The sequence below is a fragment of the Ornithinimicrobium jinqii genome, from assembly GCF_045032595.1.
Taxonomy (GTDB): domain Bacteria; phylum Actinomycetota; class Actinomycetes; order Actinomycetales; family Dermatophilaceae; genus Ornithinicoccus.
The window spans coordinates 16,429-38,801 of the sequence record NZ_JBJFZS010000033.1; the positions used below are offsets into that span (position 1 = coordinate 16,429).

The 22,373-nt window shown below is 68.0% G+C and carries 22 protein-coding genes; 11 read left to right on the top strand and 11 right to left on the bottom strand.

What is annotated here, in order from left to right; genetic code table 11:
• Positions 1-8 precede the first annotated feature (8 nt).
• Both ACI3ET_RS14725 and ACI3ET_RS14730 read left to right on the top strand, forming a co-directional pair.
• Positions 9-179, top strand: a complete 171-nt coding sequence (locus tag ACI3ET_RS14725; protein WP_405033827.1) for a hypothetical protein — start codon at positions 9-11, stop codon at positions 177-179.
• A 254-nt stretch (positions 180-433) separates the two neighbouring features.
• A complete protein-coding gene (locus ACI3ET_RS14730) occupies positions 434-712 on the top strand; it encodes a hypothetical protein (protein ID WP_405033828.1) in 279 nt (92 codons plus the stop codon).
• Between the two features lie 60 nt (positions 713-772).
• Here ACI3ET_RS14730 and ACI3ET_RS14735 read toward each other — a convergent pair whose 3' ends face one another.
• Entirely contained in the window at positions 773-1,393 is a 621-nt protein-coding gene (locus ACI3ET_RS14735; protein ID WP_405033829.1) for a TetR/AcrR family transcriptional regulator, read from the bottom strand.
• Between the two features lie 139 nt (positions 1,394-1,532).
• Here ACI3ET_RS14735 and ACI3ET_RS14740 point away from each other — a divergent pair, with 139 nt between their 5' ends.
• Complete coding sequence (locus ACI3ET_RS14740; protein WP_405033830.1) at positions 1,533-2,714, top strand: acyl-CoA dehydrogenase family protein; 1,182 nt, start codon at positions 1,533-1,535, stop codon at positions 2,712-2,714.
• Positions 2,715-2,810: 96 nt separating this feature from the next.
• On the opposite strand, the gene ACI3ET_RS14745 is transcribed toward ACI3ET_RS14740, so the two are convergent.
• The 4 genes from ACI3ET_RS14745 to ACI3ET_RS14760 all read right to left on the bottom strand — a co-directional run bounded on the left by ACI3ET_RS14745 (position 2,811) and on the right by ACI3ET_RS14760 (position 6,558).
• Positions 2,811-3,965 (bottom strand): CaiB/BaiF CoA transferase family protein, encoded by a 1,155-nt coding sequence (locus ACI3ET_RS14745; RefSeq protein ID WP_405033831.1) that lies wholly within the window; start codon positions 3,963-3,965, stop codon positions 2,811-2,813.
• A gap of 7 nt (positions 3,966-3,972) precedes the next feature.
• Positions 3,973-4,350 (bottom strand): DUF4387 domain-containing protein, encoded by a 378-nt coding sequence (locus ACI3ET_RS14750; RefSeq protein WP_405033832.1) that lies wholly within the window; start codon positions 4,348-4,350, stop codon positions 3,973-3,975.
• Complete coding sequence (locus ACI3ET_RS14755) at positions 4,347-5,720, bottom strand: acyclic terpene utilization AtuA family protein (RefSeq protein WP_405033833.1); 1,374 nt, start codon at positions 5,718-5,720, stop codon at positions 4,347-4,349. The genes ACI3ET_RS14750 and ACI3ET_RS14755 overlap by 4 nt, the downstream gene beginning before the upstream one ends.
• A gap of 64 nt (positions 5,721-5,784) precedes the next feature.
• Entirely contained in the window at positions 5,785-6,558 is a 774-nt protein-coding gene (locus tag ACI3ET_RS14760; protein WP_405033834.1) for a GntR family transcriptional regulator, read from the bottom strand.
• Positions 6,559-6,867: 309 nt separating this feature from the next.
• Between ACI3ET_RS14760 and ACI3ET_RS14765 the strand changes: the two genes are divergently transcribed.
• The 8 genes from ACI3ET_RS14765 to ACI3ET_RS14800 all read left to right on the top strand — a co-directional run bounded on the left by ACI3ET_RS14765 (position 6,868) and on the right by ACI3ET_RS14800 (position 15,305).
• Positions 6,868-7,848 carry an ABC transporter ATP-binding protein gene (locus ACI3ET_RS14765; RefSeq protein ID WP_405033835.1) on the top strand — a complete coding sequence of 327 codons (981 nt, stop codon included), beginning with the start codon at positions 6,868-6,870 and terminating at the stop codon, positions 7,846-7,848.
• The gene (locus ACI3ET_RS14770; protein ID WP_405033836.1) at positions 7,845-8,666 is read left to right on the top strand and encodes an ATP-binding cassette domain-containing protein; all 822 of its coding nucleotides are present in this window, start codon (positions 7,845-7,847) and stop codon (positions 8,664-8,666) included. The genes ACI3ET_RS14765 and ACI3ET_RS14770 overlap by 4 nt, the downstream gene beginning before the upstream one ends.
• Before the next feature lie 8 nt (positions 8,667-8,674).
• Complete coding sequence (locus tag ACI3ET_RS14775; RefSeq protein WP_405033837.1) at positions 8,675-10,225, top strand: ABC transporter substrate-binding protein; 1,551 nt, start codon at positions 8,675-8,677, stop codon at positions 10,223-10,225.
• Positions 10,226-10,288: 63 nt separating this feature from the next.
• On the top strand, positions 10,289-11,308 hold the full coding sequence (locus tag ACI3ET_RS14780; RefSeq protein WP_405033838.1) for an ABC transporter permease: 1,020 nt from the start codon (positions 10,289-10,291) through the stop codon (positions 11,306-11,308).
• On the top strand, positions 11,305-12,171 hold the full coding sequence (locus ACI3ET_RS14785) for an ABC transporter permease (protein ID WP_405033839.1): 867 nt from the start codon (positions 11,305-11,307) through the stop codon (positions 12,169-12,171). The genes ACI3ET_RS14780 and ACI3ET_RS14785 overlap by 4 nt, the downstream gene beginning before the upstream one ends.
• A gap of 43 nt (positions 12,172-12,214) precedes the next feature.
• The gene (locus ACI3ET_RS14790) at positions 12,215-13,333 is read left to right on the top strand and encodes a C45 family autoproteolytic acyltransferase/hydolase (protein ID WP_405033840.1); all 1,119 of its coding nucleotides are present in this window, start codon (positions 12,215-12,217) and stop codon (positions 13,331-13,333) included.
• Positions 13,334-13,398: 65 nt separating this feature from the next.
• Entirely contained in the window at positions 13,399-14,199 is an 801-nt protein-coding gene (locus tag ACI3ET_RS14795) for a hypothetical protein (RefSeq protein WP_405033841.1), read from the top strand.
• The gene (locus ACI3ET_RS14800; RefSeq protein ID WP_405033842.1) at positions 14,187-15,305 is read left to right on the top strand and encodes a mandelate racemase/muconate lactonizing enzyme family protein; all 1,119 of its coding nucleotides are present in this window, start codon (positions 14,187-14,189) and stop codon (positions 15,303-15,305) included. The genes ACI3ET_RS14795 and ACI3ET_RS14800 overlap by 13 nt, the downstream gene beginning before the upstream one ends.
• A gap of 140 nt (positions 15,306-15,445) precedes the next feature.
• Here the strand turns inward: ACI3ET_RS14800 and ACI3ET_RS14805 are convergent, their stop codons facing one another.
• From ACI3ET_RS14805 to ACI3ET_RS14830, 6 genes are all read right to left on the bottom strand, one after another.
• Positions 15,446-16,567 (bottom strand): amidohydrolase, encoded by a 1,122-nt coding sequence (locus tag ACI3ET_RS14805; RefSeq protein ID WP_405033843.1) that lies wholly within the window; start codon positions 16,565-16,567, stop codon positions 15,446-15,448.
• Positions 16,568-17,341: 774 nt separating this feature from the next.
• A complete protein-coding gene (locus ACI3ET_RS14810; protein WP_405033855.1) occupies positions 17,342-18,331 on the bottom strand; it encodes an aldo/keto reductase in 990 nt (329 codons plus the stop codon).
• Positions 18,332-18,596: 265 nt separating this feature from the next.
• Positions 18,597-19,415 (bottom strand): TIM barrel protein, encoded by an 819-nt coding sequence (locus tag ACI3ET_RS14815; protein ID WP_405033844.1) that lies wholly within the window; start codon positions 19,413-19,415, stop codon positions 18,597-18,599.
• Between the two features lie 17 nt (positions 19,416-19,432).
• On the bottom strand, positions 19,433-20,089 hold the full coding sequence (locus ACI3ET_RS14820) for a class II aldolase/adducin family protein (RefSeq protein WP_405033845.1): 657 nt from the start codon (positions 20,087-20,089) through the stop codon (positions 19,433-19,435).
• A complete protein-coding gene (gene otnK / locus ACI3ET_RS14825; protein WP_405033846.1) occupies positions 20,086-21,339 on the bottom strand; it encodes a 3-oxo-tetronate kinase in 1,254 nt (417 codons plus the stop codon). The genes ACI3ET_RS14820 and otnK overlap by 4 nt, the downstream gene beginning before the upstream one ends.
• A gap of 11 nt (positions 21,340-21,350) precedes the next feature.
• Complete coding sequence (locus ACI3ET_RS14830) at positions 21,351-22,370, bottom strand: TRAP transporter substrate-binding protein (RefSeq protein ID WP_405033847.1); 1,020 nt, start codon at positions 22,368-22,370, stop codon at positions 21,351-21,353.
• Positions 22,371-22,373: the final 3 nt, after the last annotated feature.

Sequence of the window (22,373 nt, forward strand, 5' to 3'; positions counted from 1 at the left end):
CGAGCCGTGTGCGCCACCGGCTCTCGGGCCAGGGCACGCTCCTGGGCAGCGACGTGGACGGCGATCTCGTCGTCCTGGATGTCGCCACCGCGCAGGCCCTGGCCTGGGCCACCGACGCAGTCGCGACGGGCGACACCGTCGTCGCGGTGTCGGCGGGGCAGCACCTGGTCCGGGGGTGACCTAGGGACAGCTCACCGGGGCGGAGCGAGCCTTCCGCGGCCCGCGCGCTCGCCCCGTCCACGGGGCGATCGAGTCGGACGAGCGCAGCCGTCCTCAGCGCGACAGAACAGGTCCTTCTGCGGGCGGGCCTGGGCGGAGTGATCGCCAATGACCTGAGGTTGATCACGGGCGAGCATTTCGTGGGGGCGTGACTTGTTGACCTGCGGGTTTGCTGCTGCGGGGTGGTTACTAACCACCTGGGTAGTCTTGCCCGGTGGGGACGTTCATGCGCCGGGTGAGGACGAAGTCGGGGGCGACGGCGGTGCAGATCGTGCACAAGCGGGGTCGGCGGATCCTGAGCATGGACCACGTGGGGTCGGCCCAGGACGAGGTGGAGCGCTTGCTCACCTACCGAGCTGGCGTCCTCCTGCGCGCCGTCACCATCTGGTTCGCAGCATTAGGAGACACGCCTAGATCGCAGGCCAACACCCGAATCCTGGCGGCGGCGCCGTGGCACCTGATTGGCTGCACCCGAGTCTTGGCGCTTGAGTGACGTCACGACCGTCAGCCATGCCGGTGAGGGACAGCGACGGGGGGGAGTGGTTGCCTGCGCTCAGTGTCGCGGAGGGCCGGGTTCGAGGCCTCGCACGAGCGAGGTGATACCGACCTCGAAGGCGTCGTGGTCGATGCGGGCTGCCTCTGCGCGCAGTCGGTGGGCCTGGTTCAGGTGAGGGTAGTGATCGCGGTAGATGGTGGCGTCGTCGGAGAATCCGGCAGCGAACGGGGTGCAGGCAGCCCCGATGACAAGGAACTTCACGGCGCCGGCGATCTCGGTGGCCCGGCGGGGGGGCCACCCGGCGGCGACGAGACCGCCGTGGACGGCGTCCGCCATCGTCAGGAAGTGCTCGCGGTGCTGGGCCCCGGAGGCGACCAGGGGAGCGACGCCGGGGTGAGCGGAGAGCGCAGCGCGGTAGGAGCGCGCCCAGGTGAGCAGACCCTGGCGCCAGCCCGCGTCGAACGCAGAGGTGTCCACGTCAGCGATGACGAGGTTGACCACGTCGTCCAGCACCTGCTCACGTGTCGCGTAGTGGGAGTACAAGGAGGGGGCGGTGACACCGAGCGAGGTGGCTAGGCGGCGCATCGAGAAGGACTCCAGCCCCTCCGCGTCGATGAGTGCGAGGGCGCCGTCTCGGATCAAGTTCCTGCTGAGCAGGGGCGTCGAGGGTCGTGCCATGGTCTTCTCCTGCGTGCTGGCCGGCGCGGTCGGGCCGGTGCGTCTGGGCTGGCGGGCTGCACCGCTTGCATTAACCATACACCGTATGGTTATCTGGTTAACACTGTTAGGTTTGTTCGCATCAACGGGAGAGCGATCCATGGCACAGCGCACAGCACCCACCCTTCCTCTGGCCCTGTTCAGCACGGACCAGCTGATCTCTGAGGAGGACCGAGCGATCCGCGACACCGTCCGTCGGTTCGTGGCGGACCGGATCACCCCGCACATCGCGGACTGGTACGAGGCGGGGACGATGCCGGTGCGCGAGCTGGCGCCCGAGCTGGGCCAGCTAGGAGTGCTGGGGATGCACCTGGAAGGGTACGGGTGTGCGGGTACGTCTGCGACCGCCTACGGGCTGGCCTGCATGGAGCTCGAAGCCGGTGACTCCGGTTTGCGTTCCCTGGTCAGCGTGCAGGGGTCGCTGGCGATGTTTGCGATCTGGAAGCACGGTTCGGAGGAGCAGAAGCAGGAGTGGCTGCCGCGGATGGCTGCCGGTGAGGCGATCGGGTGCTTCGGGCTGACCGAGCCGGACTTCGGTTCCAACCCGGCCGGGATGCGTACCCGCGCGGTCCGTGAGGGTGCGGACTGGGTGTTGACCGGGAACAAGATGTGGATCACCAACGGCTCCATCGCCGACGTGGCCGTGGTGTGGGCCCAGACGGAGGAGGGCATACGAGGGTTCGTCGTGCCTACCGACACACCCGGATTCTCCGCCCCCGAGATCAAGAAGAAGCTGTCCCTGCGAGCCTCCATCACCAGTGAGCTCGTCCTGGACGGGGTGCGCCTGCCCGACACGGCGATGCTGCCGGGGGCCCGAGGTCTGTCCGGGCCGCTGTCCTGTCTCAACGAGGCCCGCTTCGGTATCGTCTTCGGCTCCCTCGGAGCCGCGCGCGACTGTCTGGAGACGGCCATCAGCTACGCCCAGGAACGCGAGATCTTCGACAAGCCTCTGGCCGCCTACCAGCTCACCCAGGCCAAGCTGGCCGACATGACCCTGGAGCTGGGCAAGGGCATGCTGCTCGCCCTGCAGCTGGGCCGCCTAAAGGACGAGGGATCCTTGACCGCGGACCAGGTCAGCCTGGGAAAGCTCAACAACGTCCGTGAGGCGATCGCCATCGCGCGGGAGGCCCGGACCATCCTCGGCGCTGCCGGCATCACCCTGGAGTACCCGGTGATGCGCCACGCCAACAACCTGGAGTCGGTCCTGACCTACGAAGGCACGTCCGAGGTCCACCAGCTCGTGATCGGTCAGGCGCTCACCGGCCAGTCCGCCTTCCGCTGACACCAGCGCGAACGCCGGCGCCCCGAACCACTCGGGCGCCGGCGTGTCCTCCCGCGACGGCGGGTCTGTGACGCGAGCTCCGCGGAGCTGGGCGGCCTACGACCACCAGTCTGCTGGTTGGTGCTCTCCCAGGTCCGGCGGAGGACGCTCGTAGCGGACCGGGGTCCGTGAGAAGGTCACCGGGTTGGCGATCTGCCGGCTCTCCCTGCCCTCCGCAGTCAGAGTCACGACGGGGCTCAGCCCGAGCCCCTCGGCCATCGACAACGCCTCGCCGATGCTCTGCACCGGTCCGGCCGGAACGCCGACGGCCCGCAGGAGGTCGCCCCACTCGACGGCCGAGCGGTCCGCGAGGAGCAGCTCCAGTACTTGCCTGAGCGCCCCCCGGTGCTGGACGCGGCTGCTGTTGCTCGTGAAACGCTCGTCCCACCCCAGACTCGGCTGTCCGAGCACCTCGACCAGCCGGTGGAACTGGCGGTCGTTGCCCACCGCGAGGACAAGGTCGCCCTCGGCGGTCGCGAACGTCTCGTAGGGCGCGATGGACGGGTGGGCGTTGCCGGTGCGCGTGGGGGAGACCCCCGTGGCCGCAGCTGCCGACGCCTGGTTGACGAGACCGGACAGGAGCGAGGACAGGAGATTGACCTCGACGCGTTGGCCGATGCCTGAGCTTGAGCGCTCGAGCAGGGCCGCCTGGATCCCCGTGAGGGCGTGCAGTCCTGTGATCACGTCCACGACGGCCACGCCCACCTTCGTGGAGGGACCGTCCACCGGGCCTGTGATGCTCATGAGTCCGCCCATGGCCTGGACGAGCACGTCGTAGCCGGGCATGGTGGCTCCGGGGCCGCTGCCGAAGCCCGTGATCGAGCAGCTGATGACGCGTGGGTTGGTGGCGGTCAAGGACTGGTGGTCCAGCCCGAACCTGTCCATCACGCCTGGCCGGAAGTTCTCGATGACGACGTCGGCGCTGGTCGCCAGGTCCAGTGCCCGGGAAAGATCCCCGTCATCGGTGAGGTCCAGCACGATCGAGCGCTTGTTGCGGTTGGCGGCGGCGAAGTAGGTGGGCCGACCGGACGGGTCGACGGGCGGGGACCAGCGGCGGGTGTCGTCGCCGCCGGGTGGTTCGACCTTGATCACGTCCGCTCCCATGTCGGCCATGAGCATGGTCGCGTACGGACCGGCGAGCACCCGGGAGAAGTCGGCGACCCGTACCCCGGCGAGAGCGCCCGGGTACGGGTCGTCTGGGCCGACCGTCATGCGCACCCTAGTGTGTGGCGCCGGTGGTGCTCGGGAGCGGCACCGGGACCGACAGCAGCGGCGGGTACTGCTGGCAGCCGAACACGTCGCGCTCGCCCGGGCCACCGCTGGGGGAGGTGCGCTGCAGCGTGAACTTGATGGCGAACGCGGGGTCGAACTCGACGAAGTCGGTGATGCGCTCGTCGGTGACGTCGAACAGCTCACGGACCGTCCGGCGAGTCAGGGCTCCGCTGGTGCGCACGTGGTCGTACGTGGCCCGGTCCGCGAAGATGATGTCGAACGTGATCCGGTCCGTGCCGGCGTTCTTGCTGCGGACGGTCTTGGCGAGCTCGCCGAGCGTGGTGGTCTGCTGATCGGGCACGGGGGTCTCCTTCTGGTCGCTCATGCCTGGTTCTCCACGTCGATCACGTGCAGCTCGAACAGGGACATGGGGTCCTCCACGGGGATGATGTGGTTCATGGTCCAGCGGTAGGACGCCGAGGCGGGCAACACCTCGTCGGTCAGGAATGCAGCGGTCCCTGCTGTCCCCTTGACCTCGGGAAGTCGTGCGTAGAAGAGCTGTCGGGTCGCGAACAGCGTGACCGCCTCGGCCAGCTCGCTGGTGTCGGCGATCCCCTCGATCGCGATGCCGAGCTCGTGGGAGCGGATCTCCTTGACCGGCTCCAGGTCTCCCATGACGCCGTTCTTGCCGTAGATCGTGAAGGACAGGTGGTAGTCGACGTCCGGGAACTCGTCGGCCACCTGCTGCCGGGAGAGCTCGATGACCTTGTCGATGTGGGCGATGGTGTACGGGTCGCGGATGCCCGCGACACCGAGATACTTCTCGCCGACCCATCCAGATCCTTCGATCTTGACGGTGACCGGACCCTGGACGGGCACATAGCGGTGTCCGGTGACGCGCGTGGTTCGCTCGTCGAACTGCTCGTAGACGCAGTCGGTCATGTCGAGCAGCCCGCCGGCGAAGTACTCGAAGTAGGGGTTGGAGCGCTCGTACATGGCGTGTCCGGCCACGCTGGCGATGGTGCAGCGCTGCCAGGGCGCCATGGCCGTGACCTTGACGTCGTCGTGGGTCACGGTCCCGATCACCGACTCCTTGGCGCCGTAGGGCTCCGCACAGAAGGAGGCGCACTCCAGGACCTTGCCGACGTAGTAGGCATGGCTCTCGGGGAACCCCTCGAAGATGGCCGGCGCCGCGAACACCGCGCAGTCGCTCGAGCGACCGCCGATGATGACGTCGGCTCCGAGCTCCAGAGCCTTGATGAAGGGGTGGACACCGGCCACTGCCACAGCGCGGGTGGTGGCGTCGATGTCCTCGAGCGTCAGCGCAGCACGGCTGTCCAGGCCCTCGATGCTGACTCCGGACTCGTGCATCTCCCGCAGCTGTGCGGTGTCCACCTCGGAGTAGAAGTAGGCCAGCTTGAACGGGGGGAGGTTGTGCTCCGCGACGATGTCCTTGATCATGCGGACGAACAGGTCGACGCGGCTGTTGCTGCCGCAGTCGCCGGCCGATCCGACGAGCATCGGGACGTCCTGCTCACGTGAGGCCAGGAGCATGAGCTCGAGGTCGTGGCGCTGCCACCTCTCCATGCTGACCGAGCGGTCGGCCCCGAGGGCGGTGGCGCCGATGTCGTCGCTGCCGGAGTCCACGCAGTAGTAGTCCGGGCGGGTGGCGACGGCCAGACGGAAGCTCTCCTCCTTGGTGGGGGCGAAGCCGAGATGACCGTTGGGGCTGACGATGCGTAGCTGTTCCTTCACGGAACACTCCTGACGTGGTGGTCTGGTGGTTATACCCAGATATACCAACCAACAGGGTCCGCGGTCAACACCCCGTCGGTGAGTCCGGGATCACCAGACGCCGCTTCACTGCGAACTTGTAGCGGTCGGCCCGGTAGTACGCGCGGCGGAACTCCAGCGGTCCCTGCTCGTCGGACATCACGGACTCGATGGCCAGGACGGCGGAATCCTCCCGGACGGCGAGGTACCTGGCCAGCTCGGGGGACGCGGAGGCGGCCTCGATGGTCTGACTCAGCGTGCTCGGGACCCGAGTCACGGACTCCTGCCGGTACAGGTCCAGGGTGGAGAAGGGGCATCCGTCCTGCTGCAGCAGCTGGGCGGCCTGCGCCATCTCGCGCCCGAGCGGCAGGGCGAAGTAGCTGTCGTAGTACACCACCGGGCTGGAGTCGCCCCGGCCCAGCAGTCGGAGGTTGAAGACCGGTGTGGCCGGGTCCACCCCCAGCGTCCCTGCGAGGATGAGGTCGCTGATCAGGCGTTCGCTGGCGAGGATCTCGGTGCTGGCCACATGGCCCTGCTCAGCGAGGGTGCGCTCGAAGCTGCGCACCTCGGACAGGTCTTGCTCGAGCCGGTCCGGAGCCCCCACGAAGGTGCCGACGCCGCGCCTCTGCTCCACCAGCCCCTCGGCCGCGGCCAGGCGCACGGCGTGCCTGACCGTGATGCGACTTACCCCCAGCAGGTCCGCCAGCTGCCGCTCGGACGGCACGCGGTCGCCCCTTACCCACGCCCCGGTCGCGACCCGAGCCCGGATCTGCTCGAGGACCTGGTGGTAGAGAGGCTGGGCGCTGGTGCGAGACACCATGGGCAGTCATCCCTTCGGCTCGTCGGATCGTCAGCGCGGCCCCGTGCCTGCTGGGCTGGATCACTGGCCGCTGGTCAGGACCACAGCATAGGAGGTGAGGCCACCGTGCGCTCGTGTTGACGGGAAACCCTTGCCACGGATTCTCTCGGATGCTAGGTTGACCGGACCCGGTTATATCCAGAGTTTTGCCGGGCCGCCCACTCAAGCCAACGGAGGATGCGTGGACCGACAGACCTCGCGGTGTGCGTCAGGACCTCGCCCCGGCCTGCCCGGGCGCGACTCCCGTGCTCTTCTCTCCAGGAGGCCGGTGTGAGCCTGACGGCCCAGGACCCGGCGACCGCCCCGCTGCTGCAGGTGCGCGACCTCAGCGTGCGGCTGGGGCCCGTGGCCGCAGTGACCGACCTGTCCTTCGACGTCCACCGCGGCGAGTTCCTGGGCATCGTGGGCGAGTCCGGGTCGGGCAAGAGCGTCACCGCCAAGGCGATCCTGGGCCTGCTGCCGCACAGCGCCGACATCCGGGGCAGCGTCAAGCTCGAGGGTGAGGAGCTGCTCGGTGCGTCCGCCGAGACGATGCGCGGGATTCGGGGCAACCGCATCGGCCTGGTGTTCCAGGACGCTCTGGCCGCACTGGACCCGGTCTACACGATCGGTGATCAGCTGGTGGAGGCGCTGCGGGCGCACACCGACATCTCCAAGAGGGCGGCCCGCAAGGTTGCAGCGGACCTGCTCGGCGAGGTCAAGATCCCCAAGCCCGCCGAGAGGCTGGACTCCTACCCGCACCAGCTCTCCGGGGGGCAGCGCCAGCGGATCATCATCGCCGCCGCTCTCATCGCCGAACCCGACCTCATCATCGCCGACGAGCCGACGACCGCCCTGGACGTGACTGTGCAGAAGCAGGTCCTGGACCTGCTCGCCGAGGTCTGCCAGCGTCGTGGAGCCTCCGTGATGCTCGTGACCCACGACCTTGGCGTGGTGGCCCAGACCTGCGACCGCGTCGCGACGTTCTACGGCGGTCTGCTGGTGGAGGAGGCCGACGTGTTCACCCTCTTCGACGGCCCGCGCCACCCCTACACCAGCGCGCTCCTGCGGTCCGTGCCCCGTCTCGGGCAGGACACCCCGTTCCAGGCGATCCCCGGCTCGCCCGCCCAGATCTACATCGGCCTGTACGCCTGCCCGTTCGCGCCTCGCTGCGAGCATGCCGAGGCGGTGTGCACCGCTGGCGTGCCACCGGAGTTCCGCGAGGGCGAGCGACGGCACCGCTGCGTGCGCGTGGGAAGGGGCGAGCTGTGACGGCGCTGCTGCAGGTCGAGAACCTGGTCAAGACCTTCCAGTCGGGCCGCTCCCTGTTCGGGAACGCCGAGCGGGCCGTGGCGGTCGACGGGATCTCCTTCGAGGTCGCGGCTGGTTCCTCGTTCGGGCTGGTGGGAGAGTCGGGGTCGGGCAAGTCGACCACCGCTCGGATCGTGGCCCGCCTGCTCGAGGCGGACTCGGGAAGCGTCAAGCTCGACGGTGCCGAGCTGCTCAGCCGTCGTGGGCGCGACCTGCACCGGGCCCGCCGTCAGGTGCAGATGGTCTTCCAGGACCCGTTCGCCTCGTTGAACCCCCGGTGGAAGGTGGGGAGCCTGGTCGGGGAAGGGCTGCGCATCCACCATCGCGGCAAGACCAGGGTCCAACACCGTGCCCGGGTCCAGGAGCTGCTGGAGATGTGCGGTCTGCCGGCCAGCGCCGCGCGCCGCTTCCCCCACGAGTTCTCCGGGGGACAGCGGCAACGTATCGGCATCGCCCGGGCGCTGGCGGTCGAACCGGAACTGCTGATCCTGGACGAACCGGTCTCTGCTCTCGACGTCTCCATCCAGGCCCAGATCCTGACCCTTCTCGTGAAGCTGCAGGACGACCTGGGACTCACCTACCTCTTCATCGCCCACGACCTGGCCATCGTCGAGAGGTTCTGCGACCACCTGGCCGTGATGCAGAACGGGACGATCGTCGAACAGGGCAGACCGCGAGAGCTCTACAGCAACCCGCAGCACGAGTACACCAGGACTCTTCTGAGTGCCATCCCCATCCCAGACCCGCGTCGCCGGGACAACCCATCACCTCGGAGGTAATCGTTCACATGAACCTTTCACGCCACTCACTGCTCCGCCGCCTGGCACTGCTGCCCATCGCCGGGCTGGCGCTGACCGCCTGCTCCGGCGACGGCGAGACCTTCGACGGGAACGAGGCCGGTGGTGAGACCGAGGCCGCGGGCGGAGCGTCGGGTCAGCTGGTCATCGCGCAGAGCTCTGACATCCTCACGATGGACCCGCACATGCACCGCAACCGTCCGACCCAGAACGTCATCCACACCGTCTTCGAGTCCCTCGTCAACCAGGGCCAGGACCTCAACGCGGTACCGGAGCTGGCGACCGAGTGGGAGCAGGTCGACGACCTCACCTGGCGCTTCCAGCTGCGGGAGGACGTCACCTTCCACAACGGTGAGCCGTTCGACGCCGAGGACGTGAAGTTCAGCATCGAGCGCATCCTGGACCCTGAGCAGGCGTCCCCCCGGGCGTCCATGCTGGAGGTCATCGACAGCGTGGAGGTGGAGGACGAGCACACGGTGCTCATCACGACGGCCAACCCGGCGCCCACGCTCCTGGCCGGGCTGGCCGTGAACGAGATCGTCCCCTCGGAGTACGTCGCCGAGGTGGGTGACGAGGAGTTCGCCTCCTCCCCGGTCGGGACCGGTCCGTTCACGTTCGGTGACTGGGTCCCGAACGAGGCGGTGACCCTGGCCGCGAACGAGGACTACTGGGGTGGCGCGCCCTCGGTCGACACCCTGATCTTCCGACCCATCCCAGAGGTCTCCTCGCGCATGGCTGCGCTGCAGTCCGGCGACGTGCAGATCGCTGCGGAGATCCCCCCGGACCTCAGCGGTGAGCTCAGCGGGGAGACGGAGGCCGTGAGCGTGCCGGGCACGAGGATCTTCTTCCTCGCGATGAACGTCACCGAGGCGCCGTTCGACCAGCTCGAGGTCCGCGTCGCCGCCAACCAGGCGGTGGACAAGCAGACGCTGGTCGACGCTCTCTACGAGGGGCGGGCCCGGGCCCTGGACCAGCCGGCCTTCCCGGAGATGGTCGGCTACACCGAGGGCATCGAGGGCTACGAGTTCGACGCCGACGCCGCGGCCGAGGTGCTGGGAGCGGTGGAGGGCAGCGTGGAGATCGACTCCACCGAGTCCACGCGCATGCTGGCCGAGGCAGTGGCCGGTCAGCTGCAGACCGCCGGCCTGGACGCCCAGGTGAACGTCGTGGAGGAGCAGGCGTTCGTGGAGGGGGTCGAGTCCGGCGCCAGCACCGCATACGTCTCCTCCTGGGGAGTGGCCGAGGGCGACGCCGACGTCATCATGGCCAGGCACTTCTGGAGCCCCTCCCGTGAGGGCGCCTTCTACACCGGGTACACCAACGACGCCCTCGATGAGCTGATCGTCTCGGCCCGCAGCACGGTGGACGAGGGTGAGCGCGAGCAGCTGTACGCAGAAGCCATGCAGATCGTGATGGACGACGCGCCCTGGGTCCCGCTGGTGAACCCCGAGGAGATCTACGGCGTCTCGACCCGGGTGCAGGGCTGGGAGCCGTCCCCGATCGGTCGGTTCAACGTCGCAGGCGTGTCGCTGGACTCCTGATCGCCGCCTAGCCCGTATCAGGACCCGGCCGCGGCCGGGCACCTTCCGACAGCAGGGAGCGTCATGCTTGCGTTCATCCTCCGACGGCTGTGGCAGACCGTCCTCGTGCTCTTCGGCGTGTCGATCATCGTCTTCTCGCTGATCCACATCACGCCCGGGGACGCGGTGGACGTGATGTTCGCCGGCGAGAACGTCAGTGCCGAGCAGCGGGAGGTGTACCGCCAGCAGCTGGGGCTGGACCAGCCACTGGTGCAGCAGTACTTCAACTACATGCTGGGTGCCTTCCAGGGCGACCTCGGCACGTCCATCCGCCGTGGCACGTCCGTCTCGGGCATCATCGCCTCGACCGTGCCCGCGACGGTCGAGCTGACGCTGGCCGCACTGGTGGTCGCGGTCGTCATCGCCGTCCCGGTCGCAGTCGTCTCGGCCCTCCGCCAGGGCAGCGTCTGGGACCGGGGCGGCAGCGTCCTTGCCCTGTTCGGCATCTCCATGCCCAGCTTCTGGTTGGGGATCATGCTCATCCTCGTCTTCTCGGTCGGCCTGCAGTGGCTGCCCTCCAGCGGGCGGATAGGCGCCGGGTCCGGCCTGACGCAGATCACGGGGTTCGTGCTCGTCGACGCCGTGCTGCAGGGCGACTGGGGCGCCTTCAGGTCAGGACTGGTCCACATCGCGCTCCCAGCCGTCACCCTGGGGACCGCGATCACCGCCACGCTCTCCCGCGTGCTGAGGTCGGGGCTCCTCGAGGTCAAGAACCAGGACTACGTCGACGCGCTCAAAGCACGCGGGCTGAGGTTCTCCACCGTCCTGCGGCACATGCTCCGCAACGCCCTGCCGGCCACGGTCATCGTCATGGGCGTGCGGATCGGCTCACTCCTGGGTGGGGCCATCGTGATCGAGGTCGTCTTCGGGTGGCCTGGACTGGGACGGCTGGTCGTGGACGCCATCCAGAACCGCGACTTCCCCCTCGTTCAGGGCGCCGTCCTGGTGCTCGCCGTCCTCTTCGTCCTGGTCAACTTCCTGACCGACATCATGCAAGCGTGGCTGGATCCACGCGTCAAGCTCACGGGGGGTGGTTCCCGATGACAGGTCTGCAGAAGCTCTTCCGGTTCCTCGGCAGCTCCTGGCTCGCCATGTCCGCCCTGGCGGTCGTGGTCCTCTTCGTCCTCGTCGGCATGTTCGCGCCGTGGATCTCTCCGCAGGACCCGAACCTGCAGGATCTCGCGGGCCGTCTGCAGCCCCCGCTGTCGGAAGGACACCTGCTGGGGACCGACGGCCTGGGCCGGGACGTCCTCTCCCGCCTGATCCACGGCACCCGGATCTCGCTGATCGTGGGTTTCAGCGCCGTCCTGCTCTCAGCCGTCATCGGGATCGCCGTCGGACTCGTCAGCGGCTACGTCGGCGGGTGGGTGGACAGCCTGCTCATGCGCATCGTGGACGCGTGGCTCGCGTTCCCCTTCCTGCTCCTCGCCATCGCCATCGTCGCGGTGCTCGGTCGAGGCCTGGACAACATCGTCATCGCCCTGGTGATCACCGGCTGGGTGCTCTACGCGCGCCTGGTCCGGGGCGAGACCCTGTCGCTGAGAGAACGCGAGTTCGTCCTCTCGGCCCGCGGGCTGGGAGCCAGCCCGATGACGATCATGCTCAAGCACATCCTGCCCAACTGCATGGCGCCCATCCTGGTCGTAGCGACCCTGGAGGTGGGCGTCGTCATCGTCACCGAGGCATCCCTGTCGTTCCTCGGACTGGGTGCCTCAGCCTCCGAGCCCAGCTGGGGCGCCATGCTGTCCGACGGGCGCGCCTACCTGACGCGCGCGTGGTGGCTCGCCACGCTGCCCGGACTGGCGATCTTCGGGATCGTGCTCGCCGTGAACATCCTGGGTGACTCACTGCGCGACGCCCTCGACCCGCGCCACGAGAAGCTGCGGACCGACGACGTGCCGGTGTGAGCCCACGTCACCGTTGTTCTCCTCCTGACGTAAGGAACCCAGGATGAAACCGCTGATCATCGACGCGCACGGCAGCAACCTGGAGATCGGCCGCCAGCACGCCCGCGGATCCCTGGCCATGCGGGACGACGTTCTCCAGTGGGCTCAGGCTGCGGTGTCCGACTACCCCTCGGACGACGAGACCGTTCGACGGAGGATCGACGAGGTGGCCACCGCCTGGCGTGACCTGACCCCGGGCACGCTGGAGCAGATCGAGGGCATGGCCGAGGTCTACGAGATCCCGCGGGACAGTCTGCTGACAGCCGTCCTGGGCACCTACCTGCGCAGCCTCGCGCGTACCCGCGGGCCGGCGGAGGGATGCACCACGTTCGCGGTGACGGGGGAGCACCCGTTCCTGGTGAAGAACCGCGACAACGACCGCCACTTCCTGCCGATGCAGACCGTCCTTCGGGTGCGCCCCCAGTCCGGCCACCCGTGGGTCGCCCTGACGACCGCCGGGGCCCCCGGCGTGCACTCCTCCGGCATGAATGCCCTTGGGCTGTGCGTGGCCGACACGCACGTACCCTCCAGCGACGTCGGTCCAGGAGTTCCCCGGTTCGCCTCGATGATGCACCTGCTGGAGCTGTGCGCTACCACTGAGGAGGCCCTGGACTACCTGGGGCGCACCCCGCAGATGGGACTGGGGAACCTCACCCTCCTCGACGGCGCAGGCAGCGCCGCCGTCGTCGAGTGCGGCTACCGCCACACCAAGGTCGTCGCCAGGGCCGGTCCCGGCCAAGACCCGGGCGGCAACGGTGTGGTCACCACCAACCACCACATCCACCCCGTCCTGTCCGCCTGCCTGCTCGAACCAGAAGACGGGACGCCTGGTGCCAACTCGCGGGCCCGTGCCACGGTCGTCGCGGACCACCTCTCCAAGACCGCGAGCGTCGCGTCCGACCCGGACGCCGCCCTCGTCGCCGTCCGGGAACTGGCGGGCTCGCACGTCGGGTTCGAGAACTCGACCACGCGCGCCGGCTCACTGTGCCAGCACGGGAAGGACCTCAAGGCCGAGACCATCTCCACCGCTATCTTCGACCCGGTCAACAGGAGCATGGACCTGTGCCTGGGCCGCCCGTGCACCGACCCGTACACCCGGATTCCCGTAGCACCGCATCGATGAACGGGGCCTCGAGACAGTTCCCAACAGCGCTCCGTGCGTCACAGGTCGCCTCGGAGCGAGCCGACGTGACGGTACGCCCGGTGCTGGGAACCTCCGCCCTGGCCGACGTCGAGGCCCTCCTGGCCCGCGTCTGGAGGCACCCACCAGGCTCGGTCGAGCTGGACGTGTCCCTCCTCGCAGCCCTGGGTCGCACCGGCAACTACGTGGCCGGTGCCTACCGGAACGGCACCCTTGTGGGGGCGACAGCCGGCTTTCGCTGCGAACCGTTCCCCACCACGTTGTACTCCCACGTCACCGGCGTCGACCCGAGCACGGCAGCCGCGGGAACGGGCACCGCCCTGAAGTATCACCAACGGGTGTGGTGTCTCGAGCGGCACATCACCGGTGTCCGATGGACCTTCGACCCGCTCCAGGCCCGCAACGCCAGGCTGAACGTGCACCGGCTCGCGGCCCGACCCATCCACTACCACCGGGACTACTACGGACAGCTCCGCGACGGCCTGAACCGCCAGTTCGGCTCCGACCGTCTCCTCGTGCACTGGGACCTCGAAGCCCCAGAAGCAGGGGGGACGGCCACCGCGGCGCCCGACCCCGCCGCAGCGGTGCTCTCCGTCGGTCCATCCGGCGAACCTGTGCTGAGCAGCACAACCCCCAACAGGCACTGCCGGGTCGCCATCCCCAGGGACATCGACATACTCCGCGCGAAGGACCCCCACGTGGCACGGCAATGGCGCGACGCCGTCCGGATGGTCCTCGGCGACCTCATGGCAGAGGGCTGGGAGATCATCGACTTCGCGGACTCCTCCTACGTCCTGCGGCCCCCCGATGTCGAGCCGGACCGGCAGGCCCAGCCATGCACGTCGTGAGGGCACGGATACACCGGGTCCGTCTGCCGCTGCGCCAACCGTTCGTCGTTGCCTACGCACGCTGGGATCACATGCCGTCCGTGCTCCTGGAGCTGGAGACCGACACCGGCCAGATCGGCTGGGGCGAAGCCGTCCCCGACGAGACCGTGACGGGCGAGCACGCCCGAGCGACGGCGAACATCCTGGAGCACCTGCTGGTGCCGGTCGTGCTCGGGAAGGATGCCGGAGATATCGACCTCGTGCACCACCGCATGTCGGCGGCCCTCAGGGGCAACAGCGCCGCGAAGGCGGCCGTCGACATCGCTCTGCAGGACCTCCTCGCCCAGGACGCCGGCATGCCCTTGCACCGGCTGCTGGGTGGCCACCCCAGTCAGGCACCCACCTACCCGCGCGTCATCAGCCTCGGGGAGCCGACCGCCATGGCGGAGTCTGCCGAAGCGGCGCTCGCAGAAGGCTACGAGGAGATCAAGCTCAAGGTTGGCGCTGAGGACGTCCGGACCGACATCGCCAGGATCCGCGCGGTCTGCGAGGCCCTCGCCGGCCGTGCGAGCGTGCGCGTCGACGTGAACCAGCACTGGGGCACCCCCGCAGTGGCGGTCCCCGCCATCCGCCAGCTGGAGGGCCTCAACATCCGATGGGTCGAGCAACCCGTCTACATGGACGACGTCGCCGGGCTGGCGGAGGTGCGGAGCGCAACGTCCATCCCCGTCATGGCCGACGAGTCCGTGCACGGCATGCGGTCCTTGCTGGACATCATCCGACAGCGCGCCGCGGACGCGGTCAACATCAAGCTGATGAAGACGGGAGGCATCCAACCGGCACTCGCCATGATCGCCACGGCCCAGGCCGCCGGTCTGGCCGTGCAGATCGGGTCGATGGTCGAGTCCTCGATCGGTTCCGCCGCCGGCTTTCAGGTGGCAGGTGCACGCCGACACGTGACGTCCACCGAGCTGACCGGGCCCCTGCTGTTCCGTCGCGACGTCGGCGATCTCGCCTACGAGCCGCCGATCGTGCATCTGCCTACGCGAGCAGGCCTGGGAATCCGGGTCGACCACAATGTCATCGACGGGTTGCGGGAGGGCAACCTCGTGGAGGTCCGACCCTGAGAGGGTGGCCGAGACACTCTCTTCCCTGGACCGGCCGAGACGACCCGGGCTGCCCGCCGTAGCGTGACCAACCTCCGGCCCTGTGCGCCCCGTAGATCGTCGGACTGCTCCTCACCGAGCTGTGCGGGGACGTGAGGCGGTCAGATGTGCAGGGGAGGCTGAGCAGCCAGAAGAACAGCACGAGCCATGATCTCGGCGGCTGTGAGCAGTGGCGCGGTGTCGTAGGTGACGTCCGGGTGGTGCAGGCCGGGTCGCAGACCCACACCGACCGCGAGCATGGCACTCCGCAGCTCTGGCCGGCCCTGAGAGTAGTGGTGAAAGTCGTCGGCGCCGGGGGTGACGATCTCCGGCGCGAGGTGTTCCTCACCGGCTACGTCCCGGATCGCCCATGCGAAGATCTCTGCGGCCTCGGGGTGCACCTCGGCGCCGGGAGTGTCCTCGCACCACTCGATGGCGATCTCCACGTCATAGGTGAGGGCAATGCCCGCTGCCGCGGCGGTGATCCTTTCCCGCAGGCTCCGCAAGACCTCGTTGCGCTGGGAGCGCAGGTCGATCGCGCACTCGGCCCGACCCGGGATCACGTTGGTGCTGCCGCCGCCGGCGCGGATCCGCGTGATCTTGGCCGAGTAGGACTCCCCAGGGGCGAAGCGCAGAGTGGGTAGCACCTGGTGGAGCGCCACCAAAGGGTCTATCGCATTGCATCCCTGGTGCGGCCGAGCCCCGTGGGCGTCCTGGCCAACGACGGTGACGAGGCCGGTCTCCGATGCGCCGCTGTGCAGGGCCGGGGCGAAGTCGCCGCTGCCAAGTTCGTCGGCGGGCCGCAGGTGGAGGCCGAAGAGGTGCGACACCCCCTCCAGTGCCCCCCGCCGAATCAGGTCGAGTGCGCCGGTGCCTGGCTCCTCCGCAGGCTGCAGCAATACTCGGACGCCGACCCCTTCGGGCAGGTCGGCCTGCGTCAGTAGGTGGACGGCGCCGAGGACGATCGCCATATGGGCGCTGTGGCCACAGGAGTGCACCGCGTACCCGTCCTCCCCGCCCATCCAGATCGCGTCCAGGTCAGCGCGAAGAGCGACCCATCTGGGACCGGCCCCAAGTTCGACGATCGCCCCGGTGCGACCCTCCAGTTGGTGGCACCGTGCCCCCATGGACTCCAACTGGTGGACGAGGTATGCAGTGGTGACCTGCTCCTGCCACGCACGCTCGGGGTGCTGGTCCAGCCACTTGTGCCACTGCAGGATCTGCTCGGCCAGCTCGTCGGTCATGGACGGACGAGCCAACCCTGAGATCACGTTGATGCCCTGCCGAGTGGTCCACACGCGTGCGTGAGGATGACGTGCCGGTGTTGAACGTCGATGGCGACGGTCACTGGGTACCCTTCTTGCCTGTAGTGGCGCGACGCGAGCTGAGTCAGTTCGCGGTTTCGGCACGACCCCGTCGCTTGGGTGACCGAAGACGTCCCAGCACTCATTCACAGACGGTAGGGCATCGACGAGAGCCCGGTGGTCGATGCGCCGTGCCAACGCGGGTCACGCCGACCTATTGACGGATCACGGCGCCCGCTCCAGCTTCTTCGGGGGAGTTGGACCATGCTGGCGAACGCACCTGGGAGCCAGGGAGCCCTCGGATGTGGCTACTCCTACCGTTGCGGGCTGAGGGGGCAACGATGCTCGGTGAACCCAGGGCCGTGACCTCCATTGTCGAGGCCCGACACTCCCGGCCTCCGAGGGAACGAAGCGCCGGACGCGGCACTTCCGTGCGGTGGCGCGGCGATCGAGTGGCCACCCCCTTGCCCCCTACGCTGAGGGAGCAGTCGGGGCAGGGCGGGCTCGTCGCAGGGGGCCTCCATGCCGAGAATCCAGGGACGACTGGCGGATGAACTCGCGACAGTGACTGCATGGTGCTAGCACGTAGAGAGGTATGTGCTGGCCGCGCCACACGGCGACAATCTCGACGATCCGGTAATCCGTGGGGGTCCATGGCTGCTATAGCGACGTGCTCGGCACTGACCCCCGCAGCGCAGCGTAGCCGGCGGACCGTTAGCTTCGGTCCACATAGCTTGCGAGCGCGTCGTCATAGCGGTCGCCGTGCACACCCATCCGCTGAGCTAGCGTGTCAAGCTCTGCAAGCTCGTCCGCAGACAGTGGCACCCGGGTTGCGTCACTGTTCTCCTGGAGGCGGGAAATGTGGCGAGTGCCGGGGATCGGCACAATCCAAGGATGTTGTGCCAGCAACCACGCTAGAGCTATTTGTCCCGGCGACGCCCCTTTTTCGTGGGCGAGTCGTGCGATCTGGTCTATCAGCGTTTGGTTCGCAGCACGGTTCTCCTCTGAGAAACGAGGGATAGTGGCACGTATGTCGCCTTCTGCAAAACGAGTCTTGGAGTTGACCGTCCCTGTCAAGTATCCTCTGCCCAACGGACTGAAAGCGACGAATCCGATACCGAGCTCCGCGAGGGTCGTGAGAACTTGGGCTTCTGGATCGCGAGTCCACAAAGAGTACTCGCTTTGGAGTGCAGTGACGGGAAACACGTCATGCGCCCGTCGAACGGTCGAGATTGATGCCTCCGATAGGCCAAAGTGGCGGACTTTTCCTTCCTGGATGAGCATCCCGACGGTGCCCGCCACCTCCTCGATCGGAACGTTCGGATCAACGCGGTGCTGGTAGAAGAGGTCAATCGTCTCGGTCTTGAGCCGCCGCAATGAGGACTCCGCGACGTTTCGAATTTGTTCAGGTCGGCTGTTGAGGCCGACGCTCTTGCCGTTCTCGATCTGCCAGCCGAACTTGGTGGCGATCTGCACCTCGGCACGAAGCGGCTTGAGCGCCTCGCCCACCAGTTCCTCGTTGACGTAAGGGCCGTATGCTTCGGCCGTGTCGAACATCGTTACCCCCCGTTCGACGGCATGACGCAGGAGGGTGATCATGTCGCCACGGGTGCCCGCCGTGGGCCCGTAGTTCGAGGAGATGCCCATACAGCCCAGTCCGATGGCTGAGACTTCTAGTCCCTGCCCAAGAGTCCGAGTGTGCATCAACTTCTCCATTTCTAGTCATCCTGTTTGGGGAACGGCATATGTCCGAACGGTCAACACTGAATTTGTCCGAGTCGCTCCTTGGGACTACCTGTTCTCCGTCGCCAGGAGCTGCTGTGGACGACCTCGTGGTCGCTTCCGCGCTGGGGCTTGGCAGGTATCGCAACGGCTGGCCCGCCCCCCGATCGAAGTGTTCCGAGACGGGGCAGCGCCCTTCCTGCCATCGCGTGCCTGACTCGAAGATGAGGGCGTCGTGAGCTCCGGACTAGGTGAGATCGAATTCAGTTCGCCAAGTGACCAACGACTCCTCTGTGCTGCCATTCGGGACGAACTCCAGCGCCACCGCGCCGTCGTATCCCTTCGCCAGGAGTTCCCCGACGAAGCGCTTGACCGCACCGTCACCGCTCCCGGGCGCACCTCGGCCGGGAACGTCGGCGACCTGTACATGGCGGAGGTAGGGCACGACAAACTCCAGGTCCGCCAATACGTCTTCCCCGTTGGTGGCCAGGTGGTACTGGTCCAGGAGGAACCCGATGCTGGCTGGGTCGACGTAGCGGCGGACCCGGTCGATGACCTCGAGCGCAGCGCGACTGGTCTTGACAGGGTAGTCCGGGAAGCCACTGAGAGGCTCGACTAGCACGGTGGCGTCGATCGCCTCTGCGGCGCGCGCGGCGAAGGTCAGCGCCTCGGTTGCGGCCGCGTCCTGCTCCTGCTCGGAGACTGAGGTCAGCCGGCGCCCGTAGGGGACATTGAAGAGTCGGGTGCCCAGTCGTGATCCGATGCCGATGGCGATGTCCACGCTGTCCCGGAAGTCCTGTCCCCGGTGGGGGTGGGAGACGACTCCGCGGTTCCCCTTCGCCATGGCGCCGGCATACAGGTTCATGGCGGTGAGCTGCACCTCAGCAGCGCTGATCGCCTGGACAAGATCGTCGACCGCATCCTGCGAGGGGCGCGGTTGACCATCAAAAGGCCACCAGTACTCCACCTCGGTGAAGCCTGCCGCCCGCGCCGCCGCGGGGCGCGCCAGCAGCGGCAGCTCGGTGAACAGCACGCTCAGGTTCGCCACCCACCGGACCTGGTCCATGGGCGGACCCTGCACACTCACAGCGCAACCTTCCAGGGCTGCTGGTAGGCCGAAGTCAGGTGTTCGGTCTCACGGTCGGTGAGCACACGCACACCTGGGACCTGTCCCACCAGCATCGTCGTCTGGGCCGCAAGCTCGATCTCGATGGCTCGATCTACCGCCTCGGAGACGGTGCGCCCGGCGACCACCGGGCCGTGGTTCTGCAGCAGCGCCCCGTGGCACTCGATGCTGAGCTCGCGCAGGAGCTGCGCTTGGGCGGCGTCGCCGGGCGGGTGGTAGGGGATGAGCGGAAGGTTGCCCACTCGCATCAGCAGGTACGGCGTCAGCGGGGGCAGCGCACTGTGCTCCGTCCACGGGGGCAGGCACGAGGCGGCTACGGCGTGGGTGGAATGCAGGTGGATCACGCACAGGGCCTCGGGATCACGCAGGTAGAGCGCACCGTGCAGCCCGTGCTCCTTGGACGGGCGTGGCCCGGAGACGTGCTCCAGTCCGTCAGGCCCCAAAGCCATCACGGCCAGCCCGTCCTTCACCAGCCCACCGAGCGGCTGCCCGGTGGGGCTGATGTGGACGTGGTCGCCGATGCGCACGGAGATGTTCCCTGAAGAGCCGGGGGAGAGTCCGAGTTCCTCCAGGCGGCGTCCGCCCTGGCACGCCTCGGTCAGCAGATCACTCATATCAGTCCGTTCCACCCGGTCACGAAGAGGTCCTCGGTGCCGAAGTTCCCGGACTTCAGGACGAAGTTGTGCCGCCGACCCCCCGAGGTCATTCCAGCGAGCCACGACACTCCAGGACTCAGCTGCTGCCCAACCTCCAGACGCCTGACACCGAGGGACTCGAGCACCGAGCCAGAGGTCTCACCTCCGGCGACAATGAACTCGGTAGCGCCGGCCTCCGACAGCGCCATGGCCAGATCCGAGAACGCCGTCTCGATCCGCTGTGACACGTTCTCGCCCAGGGCGCGCGCGGTCGAGACATCGTCGGAGGAGCTCACCGAGTAGACGAGCGCAGGGCGGTCCGCGTCCCGACGCCAGGCGTCCTGCACGAGCTCCACGATGCGATCGACCTCCGAGTCCGGGTCTTCCACGTATGCAGCGACGTTGAGCCGGGCGTACGGCATGTGCGGTTGGGCCTGCGCCACCTGACGCTGAGTGGCCCGGGAGGCGCTTCCGGAGAGAACAATGCGGTGACCAGGGACCCGAGGGAGCAGGCGCGGCTCGCTCGGTCGAGCGGGCAGGCCCAGCGCGAGCCCAGAGCCGCCGGTGACGACAGGGTCGTCCTGCGTCGCGGTGGCGATCACGGTCAGGTCCTCGTTGGTCACGGCGTCCACCACCACCAGCCGGTGCCCGTCCGCCTCCTGCTGCTCCAGCGCCCGACGCACCGCCGTCGGGCCCTCGTGAACGACCTGCAGCGGGACCAGACCGGTCGAGTGCCGGGACTGCGGGTCGAGCAGCCGTGGCACGGACGAGTCCCGCATGGGGTTGAGCGGGTGGTCCTTCATCGGGCTCTCGTGAAGCAGCTGCGACCCGACGAAGAGGTGCCCCTGGTAGACGGTCCGCCCGTTGTCCGGGAAGGAGGGGACGACGACCGCCCGAGAGGCGCCGGTCAGCGCCAGGAGCTCGTCCATCACTGGACCGATGTTGCCCTCGGGCGTGCTGTCGAACGTCGAACAGTACTTGTCGTAGATCTGCTCGACTCCCAGGTCCAAGAGGAATCGTCCCGCCCGAACGGACTGGTCGCGGGCGACCGCGGAAGGTGCCGACCTTGTCTTGAGCGCCACCACGACGGCGTCGTCCTCCTTGACCTCGGTCGCCGTCGTGTCGTCCGGTAGCCCGAGCAGCACCGAGGTCCGGAGGCCTCGGGCCGTCCAGTTGCCGGCAAGGTCGGTCGCTCCGGTGAAGTCGTCGGCGACGGCTCCCCGTCTCACGTGTGCCGACATCAGCCCTCGCGGATCTGCTCGACCCACTCCTGGACCTGCGGGTCGGCGTCGTTGACGACATCACTGGTGGCCGCGACCCACTTCTCGCGGTCGACGTCGGCGAACGTGACACCGTTCTCCTCCAGGAAGGCGATGTTCTCGGCCTCCTCCGTCACGGCCACCTCGCGAGCCCACTCGGAGACCTCGGCGACAGAGTCGTCGAAGAGGGTGCGGGTCTCTTCGTCCCAGCCGTCGTAGGTCTCGGCCCACACCTGGAAGTGGTTGCTGCCGTAGAGGTGGTTGGTGTGCGCGATGTAGGGCGCGACCTCGTAGAAGGAGTTGAAGCGGGCCACGTTGACCGGGTTCTCCTGAGCCTCGATGGCGCCCTGCTCGAGTGCGGAGAACACCTCGTTGAAGGACAGGGGGGTGGGTGCGGTGCCGAGGGCCTGCCAGGTGCGGATGTACGTCTCCTGGTTGGGCACGCGGATCTTCAGTCCCTTGGCGTCCTCGAGGCTGTTGATGGGCATGGTGCTGTTGAGCACCCGCGGCCCCCGGTAGATGTGACCAGCGAGGTAGAACCCGGAGTCCTCCTTGATGGCCTGGATCATCTCCTCGCCCAGGTCGCTGTCCCAGGTGCTGAAGTAGTGGTCGGCATCCTCGTACAGGAATGGCACACCCTCGATGCCAGCCAGGTCGGAGTAGCGCTCCAGCGAACCGATCGACTCGATCACGATGTCCACGGAGCCCAGCTCCAGCCCCTCCTGCATCTCCTCCCAGCTGCCGAGCTGCGAGGAGGGGAAGACCTCGATCGTGAGCTGCCCGTCGGACGACTCCTCGAGACTGTCCGCGAGGCGCTCGGCGGCGCGGTTCTCCAGGCTGTCCGGGCCGTAGGAGTGGCCAAGACGCAGGGTGACGTTCTCTGCGCCTCCAGCCTCCTCGTTTCCGGTTTCGCTTGCAGTCTCCCCGTTGTCGCCGCCGCAGGCGGTGGTGACGAGGGCACCAGCAGCGAGGACGCTGACAAGGGCATAACGGTTCTTCATGGG